The sequence below is a fragment of the Nitratidesulfovibrio liaohensis genome (assembly GCF_011682075.1).
GTDB classification, from domain to species: domain Bacteria; phylum Desulfobacterota; class Desulfovibrionia; order Desulfovibrionales; family Desulfovibrionaceae; genus Cupidesulfovibrio; species Cupidesulfovibrio liaohensis.
The window spans coordinates 1-6,481 of record NZ_VSMK01000114.1; the positions used below are offsets into that span (position 1 = coordinate 1).

The 6,481-nt window shown below is 66.3% G+C and carries 5 protein-coding genes; 4 read left to right on the forward strand and 1 reads right to left on the reverse strand.

The window, feature by feature from the left end; genetic code table 11:
* Positions 1 to 600, forward strand: a 600-nt coding sequence (locus FVW27_RS05135; RefSeq protein ID WP_243838225.1) for a lyase family protein, incomplete at its 5' end; no start/stop codon positions are given.
* 516 nt (positions 601 to 1,116) lie between these two features.
* A complete protein-coding gene (gene satP / locus FVW27_RS05140) occupies positions 1,117 to 1,668 on the forward strand; it encodes an acetate uptake transporter (RefSeq protein ID WP_167123326.1) in 552 nt (183 codons plus the stop codon).
* Between the two features lie 1,529 nt (positions 1,669 to 3,197).
* On the opposite strand, the gene FVW27_RS05145 is transcribed toward satP, so the two are convergent.
* Entirely contained in the window at positions 3,198 to 5,018 is a 1,821-nt protein-coding gene (locus FVW27_RS05145; RefSeq protein ID WP_167123327.1) for an FAD-dependent oxidoreductase, read from the reverse strand.
* Positions 5,019 to 5,333: 315 nt separating this feature from the next.
* Between FVW27_RS05145 and FVW27_RS05150 the strand changes: the two genes are divergently transcribed.
* Together FVW27_RS05150 and FVW27_RS05155 are read left to right on the forward strand one after the other, a co-directional pair.
* Positions 5,334 to 5,840, forward strand: coding sequence for a peptidylprolyl isomerase (locus FVW27_RS05150; protein WP_167123329.1), 507 nt, complete (start codon positions 5,334 to 5,336; stop codon positions 5,838 to 5,840).
* 324 nt (positions 5,841 to 6,164) lie between these two features.
* Positions 6,165 to 6,481 (forward strand): NmrA family NAD(P)-binding protein (locus FVW27_RS05155; RefSeq protein ID WP_243838226.1); only part of this gene is annotated, 317 nt, incomplete at its 3' end.

Below are 6,481 nucleotides of genomic sequence, written 5' to 3' on the forward strand. Positions count from 1 at the left end.
GCCCACGACGGGCTGGTGCTGACCAGCGGCGCCCTGCGCGCGCTGGCCACGGCCCTGCTGAAGATCGCCAACGACGTGCGCTGGCTGGCGTCCGGCCCGCGTTGCGGCATCGGCGAACTGCGCCTGCCGGAGAACGAACCCGGCTCGTCCATCATGCCCGGCAAGGTCAACCCCACCCAGTGCGAGGCCCTGACCATGGTGGTCGTGCAGGTCATGGGGCTGGACGTGGCCGTGGGCATGGCCGGGTCGCAGGGCAACTTCGAGCTGAACGTGTTCAAGCCGCTGATCATCCACAACGTGCTCACGTCCATGCGCCTGCTGGCGGACGGGTGCCGCTCGTTCGCGGACCATGCCGTGGCGGGCATGCAGCCCGACCGTGCGGGCATTGCCGCGCACGTGGGCCGCTCGCTGATGCTGGTCACCGCCCTTGCGCCCGTTGTCGGCTACGACCGGGCGGCGCAAGCGGCGCATCTGGCCCATGTACGGGGTATCACCCTGCGCGAGGCCTGCCTGGAATTGCAGTTGCTGGACGGCGCGGCGTTCGACGCGGCGGTGGACCCGCTGCGCATGGCCCGGCCGCATGAGGGGCAGGAAGGGTAGCCCCGGACGGGCACCGACGGGTGGCACCCATGGGACACAGCCCGCGCAAAAGGCCGCGCAAGAGACGCCGCGCATCCCGACAAATCTCACGGCAACATGCCGTGTACACAGAGCCTTATCCGTGTGGCTGGTCGCACCCTGACCCGTGAAAGCGCACACTCCTGCGCATCTTGCGTGCTTGTCCGCATCCGGGCATAAGCGCGCCATAGCCCCTCGCAGGGTCCGGCCCGGCAGCCGGACCACGCGGCCCCTCGGGATGCGGACCGCCAACCCGCACCACAGGCCGCGCCACGCCACATCGCATCGTCGTTCCACCGGTACAGGTTCGCCGCCCGCACCGCCGCACTCTTTCCGCACGCATTGCGGCAGGGCCAGGCGGGCATCCATTGCGTCGGCGTTCCGTCATGGCCCGCGCCGCATGCCGTTCCGTGCCCTCGGAACCCGGCAGGCCGCGCGCCGCGCCAGTTGCCCGGCAACGCCGACGCACCCACCCCATCCGCAGCAACGAGGAAGACAATGGAGACCAAACTGGCCAACCCGGCCCCGCTCGGGCTCATGGGCTTCGGGATGACCACCATCCTGCTGAACATCCACAACGCAGGCTTCTTTCCCATCAGCTCGATGATCCTCGCCATGGGCATCTTCTACGGCGGCATTGCGCAGGTCATCGCGGGCATCATGGAATTCAGGAAGGGCAACACCTTCGGCACCACCGCCTTTACCTCGTACGGCCTGTTCTGGCTGACGCTGGTGGCGCTGATCGTCATGCCCAAGCTGGGCTGGGCCGAAGCCACCCCGCACGCCTACATGGGCTGCTACCTGGCCATGTGGGGCCTGTTCACCTTCTTCATGTTCCTGGGCACCCTGAAGGGCAAGACCACGCTGAAGTTCATCTTCCTGTCGCTGACCGTGCTGTTCGCCCTGCTGGCCATCCGCGACTTTACCGGCAGCGAGCTGATCGGCACCATCGCCGGATGGGAAGGCATCGTGTGCGGCGCCAGCGCGTGTTACCTGGCCATGGCCGAGGTGCTGCACGAGCAGTATGGGCGGGTGGTGTTGCCGTACTAGGTGGGGAGGGGGGGAGGGGCTGTCGCCCTGTTGGAAGCGGCCCCCACGAAGACAGTCCCGCGTGATTGCTACCCCCTCGATTTCGTTATGCCTCCGGTGGGGAGTGGAAGGGGTGGTGCGCGATTGCACCCGGCTTTTCCGAAGGCACGTTCGCCCTTCTGCCCACGCTCGATCTCGTTATGCCTCCGGCGGGCAGGGGGCCGTGTAACGACGGCCCCCTGCACCCCCGCGTTCCGGTGGCTCCGCCCCCTGGACCCCCGGGCTTTCATGCGCGGCGTCCCTTCGGCGGCAGCTTCCCTCCGGCGCAAAGCGCCTTCGGGTGATCTGCCGCCGGTGACGCCAATGCGCACCAACCTCCCATTGCCCCCATGACACCATGGGTGCCTTCACCCGCACGTTTCCTGCATCGCATTCCTCACCGGGCAGCTTCCCTCGGCCAAAGCGCCTTCGGGTGATCTGCCCGGCGGAATGCGATATGCGCCAATCTCTCGCCGACATTCTCGCACTTAGGGCGCTCTTACCCCCGCCCCGTTGCGACGCGTGTGCCACCGGCAAAGCCCAGCGGCACACGTTTCTTCGCGCGTCACTTTTCCGTTGAACGACCTGAGCTCGATCCGCCGCTGGTATCCCGGTATCCTCGTGAGGCTTCAATGCCACACGTTCGTGGTATGCCCGCAGAAAAACCCATCCACCGGCTGGATGGGCGTGATGTGCATACCACAACGATTCCGCCACGCTAGTCGCTCGTCTTAAGGCTGGTTGTCTGTCGTAATGAGCAGAACTGGAAAGCAATCAGTGCGGGGGGGCTGCCAACGCCGAAAACAATGTTCGTTTCATGGCGGCAGGGGGCAACCTTCGTGCGGCGATACGCAACCGCAACCGAAGATCGCCGCCGAGGCCTTGCGAGGCGGAAACTTCGGCGTCTCTGATGCGCACCGCAGACAACGTGTGGGATGAGCACCCCTCCCTTGGTCTGGCCAGCGAGAGCACCATACCGAACGGCTTAACACGGCCACGTTCAACGAAAACGTAACGTGCGAAGAAGCGTGTGCCGCCGGGCTTTGACGGTGGCACATGCGTCGCAACGAGGGTGTGGGCAAGGGCACCCGAGTGTTGAAGGAACTGCGGGAGATTGGCGCACATCGCATTCCCGCCGCCAGATCACCCGAAGGCGCACAGCGCCGGAGGGAAGCTGGCGGCGGATAGAATGCGGTGCAGGATACGTGTGGGTAAAGGCACCCATGTGCCATAGAAGCAGTGGGAGATTTGCGCGCATTGGCGTCACTGGCGGCAGATCACCCGGAGGCGCTTTGCGCCGGAGGGAAGCTGCCGCCAAAGGGACGCCGCGCAGGAAAACCTGGGAGTCCAGGGGAGGCGAAGCCCCCCTGGAGCGCGGGGATGCAAGGGGCCATCGCTCAATGGCCCCTTGCCCGCCGGAGGCATAACGAAATCGGGGGGTATCAATCACGCGGGAGTGTCTTCGTAGAAGCCGCACCCATTAAGGCACAACCCCTCCCCCCTCATCCCCCTCATTCCCCCTTCTTCTTCCAGTAAGGATTCTGGGTATCCTCGAACGCGGCCAGGGCCGCCGTGGCCCCGCTACCCACCGCCGTGACGATCTGGCGCACCCCGCCGGTCACGTCGCCCGCCGCGTATATGCGCGGGATGTTGGTGCGCATGTGGCGGTCCACCTTGATGGAGCCGTCCCTTTCCAGCACCACGCCAAGCTCTGCCGCCTGTTCGGAATTGGGGATGTGCCCGATGGCCACGAACACCCCGTCGAACGGAAGTTCGCTCACTGCATCGGTCTTCACGTTGCGCACACGGATGCCGCGCACCACGCCGGTGTCCGCCTCTGCCGGGGCCGTTCCGGGCGCCGCATCCTTCCCGTCCTTGCCTTCCTGTCCCCCGTCCCCCTTATCCACCGGGGCCACGGAGTCGCCCAGTATCTCTTCCACCACGGTGTCCCAGATCACCGCAATGCCCTCGCGCTCCAGCGAATCCTGCAGGGCCTTCTCGGCCCGGAAGCTGTCGCGCCGGTGGATGATGGTCACCTCCGCGCCCAGGTTCTTCAGGTGCAGCGCATCGGTCAGCGCGGAATTGCCCCCGCCGATCATGGCCACCCGCTTGCCCCGGTACATGAACCCGTCGCACGACGCGCAGTACGACACGCCCCGCCCGTAGAAGCGGCCCTCGCCCGGCGCATCCAGCTTGCGCCACTGCGCCCCGGTGGCGAACACCAGCGCCTTGCACAGGTACACGGCGCGGTTGGTGTACACCTCGATGAGCTTGCCGATCTTCACCTCGTGCACCGTCTCGCCTTCGCGCACGGTGGCGTACTGGCGGGCATGGGCGGAAAGCACCTCCACCAGCTTCAGCCCGGCAATGTCGGTGAAGCCGGGGTAGTTTTCCACCACCGGGGTCACGGTCACCTGGCCGCCCACCACGGACTTGTCCAGCACCACGGTCTTCATGCCGCTGCGCTCGCCGTAGATGGCGGCGGAAAGGCCCGCCGGGCCCGCGCCCAGCACCACCATGTCGGTTTCCACCACATCCAGCCCCTCGGGGTCCATGCCGTGGGCCCCGTGAGCATGGTCATGCCCTTCGTGGCCGGGTTCCATGCCGTGCTCGCGCATCAGCTCTTCCGCGTTCTTCAGGGTGACCAACTCCAGCACAAAGCGTTCTTCGGGCATCAGGCCGATGGCCTTGTGCGCGTCGTCGTACTGGGTGTGCGGCACGGAACCCACGCCGAACTTCCTGGACAGGTCGGGGAATTCGTCGGAATTGACGCATTCCGCCTCCACCAGGCCGGGCCGCTCTATGGCGCACTTGGCCGCGTGCATGAACTGGCCGGGGCAGTACGGGCACCCGGGCGAGGAAAACACCCGGGGCCTGCGCGGTTCCTTCAGCTCCGACAGGATGCGGCGCGAGGTTTCCGTCAGCCCCGACTGGCGCAGCGACACCAGAAAGATGGATTCCACCAGCGCCCGGCCTTCCTCGCCCAGCGGGGCTCCGGTGAAGCGGATGCGGTAATCCAGCTTTGGGTCCGCTTCCCCCGTGCCCACGAACAGGGTGGGCGACAGGGTCACGTCGCGCCGTCTGGCTTCTTCGGAATCCAGCGCGTGGTGGTACATGGAAATCTTGTCGATGATCAACGACAGGTCTTCGGCAAAGCGGCGGGTGTAACCGTTGAAGGCGTTCTTCTCGTCGCCGTCGGTGAATACGTCGAGCACCACGGGGTTCGGCAGCTTGGCGAACAGCTGGGTCAGCTGCTTGCGCCCGTCCTCGGGGATGAACCAGTCGCGGTCGGCGGCGTCCTTGCCGCGAGAGTTGGATACGCTGAGCTTCATGGTGTGGCTCCTTGGGTGCTGCGTTGGGGTGCACGGGGTTCCGGCTGGCTTTCGACTGACATCCGAGGCATATCAGTGATTGGTCTGGGATTTAACCGGGATTGAACGGGGCGCATGCTGCATGCCGGATGCTGCCGGTACCATAGCATGGTGTAGCCATGCGGAACAACACAGGCAAGCAGCAAGAAGACGCGCGGGCGGTTCTTTTCGCACCCACGCCAGCGCCGAAGGCACCGGGCAGGGCCGGGTGCGGCCCTTGCGTTTCGCGCGGGTTGACGGCAAAGAGGGGGCAACATTCCCCGTCAGGAGACACCCATGAGCAATCCCGTCATTCTGCTGGAAACCTCTTCCGGCGATATCCTCATCGAACTGGATGCCGAAAAGGCCCCCGCCACCGTGGCCAACTTTTTGAGCTACGTGGATTCGGGCTTCTACAAGAACACCATCTTCCACCGGGTCATCAAGGACTTCATGATCCAGGGCGGCGGCCTTTCCGTGCGCATGGAAGAAAAGCCCACCAACGCCCCGGTGCGCAACGAGGCGAACAACGGCCTCAAGAACCTGCGCGGCACCATCGCCATGGCCCGCACGGCGGACCCGCACAGCGCGGCGGCCCAGTTCTTCATCAACACCGTGGACAACGCGGACCTCGACCACACCGAGGAAACGGACGAAGGCTGGGGCTACTGCGTGTTCGGCCAGGTCATCGAAGGCATGGACACCGTGGACAATATCCAGAAGCTGAAGATCAAGCCCCAGGGCATCCACACCGACGCCCCGGCGGACATGGTGGTCATCACCGGCGTGAGCCGCTTCGAATAGCCGCCCCACGCCCGCATGGGCGCACCCCACGCACCGCAGGGAGGGAATGCCGCACGGCGTTCCCTCCCTTTTTCATTGCGGCAGGACACGGGGAAAGAGGGACAAGGCCGGCGAGACGGGCGAGGCAAGGTTGGCGGCAGCGGCCACGCGCCAGACGCCACAGACCCGCCCGACGTGCCGGACGTGCCGGACGCGACAGGTGCGACAGGTGCACCAGACGGGCCGGGCGCGGCTTTGACAGTCCTGCCCGACTGCGGCACCATGCGGGCAGACTGGGAAAACTCCGTCCGACCACCAGCCGACCGCCAGCCGCAAGGATGCCCCATGCCCGCAAGCACCGCGCCCCCGCAGGGTACGTCCACTCCCGATTCTTTGGCCGACACCGCACCTTCCTTCCCTGTCCCCCCTGCCGCCCCGGACATGCCAGCCGCCCCGGGCCAATTTAGGGTGCCGGAGCATGCCGGGGCCGCCGGTTCCGACGCAGTGCACGCCCCGCACGCATCCCAAAAACGGGGCACCGTGCTCATCACCGGGGCCACGGGCTACGTGGGCGGTCGTCTGGCCCCCCTGCTGCTGGAACGCGGCTGGAACGTCCGCGCGCTGGCGCGCAACCCGGCCAAGCTGGCGGGGCGCCCATGGGC

Coding starts and splice junctions, on each gene's coding strand:
- satP (WP_167123326.1), top strand. CDS start 1,117: ATGGAGACCAAACTGGCCAACCCGGCCCCGCTCGGGCTCATGGGCTTC.
- FVW27_RS05145 (WP_167123327.1), bottom strand. CDS start 5,018: ATGAAGCTCAGCGTATCCAACTCTCGCGGCAAGGACGCCGCCGACCGC.
- FVW27_RS05150 (WP_167123329.1), top strand. CDS start 5,334: ATGAGCAATCCCGTCATTCTGCTGGAAACCTCTTCCGGCGATATCCTC.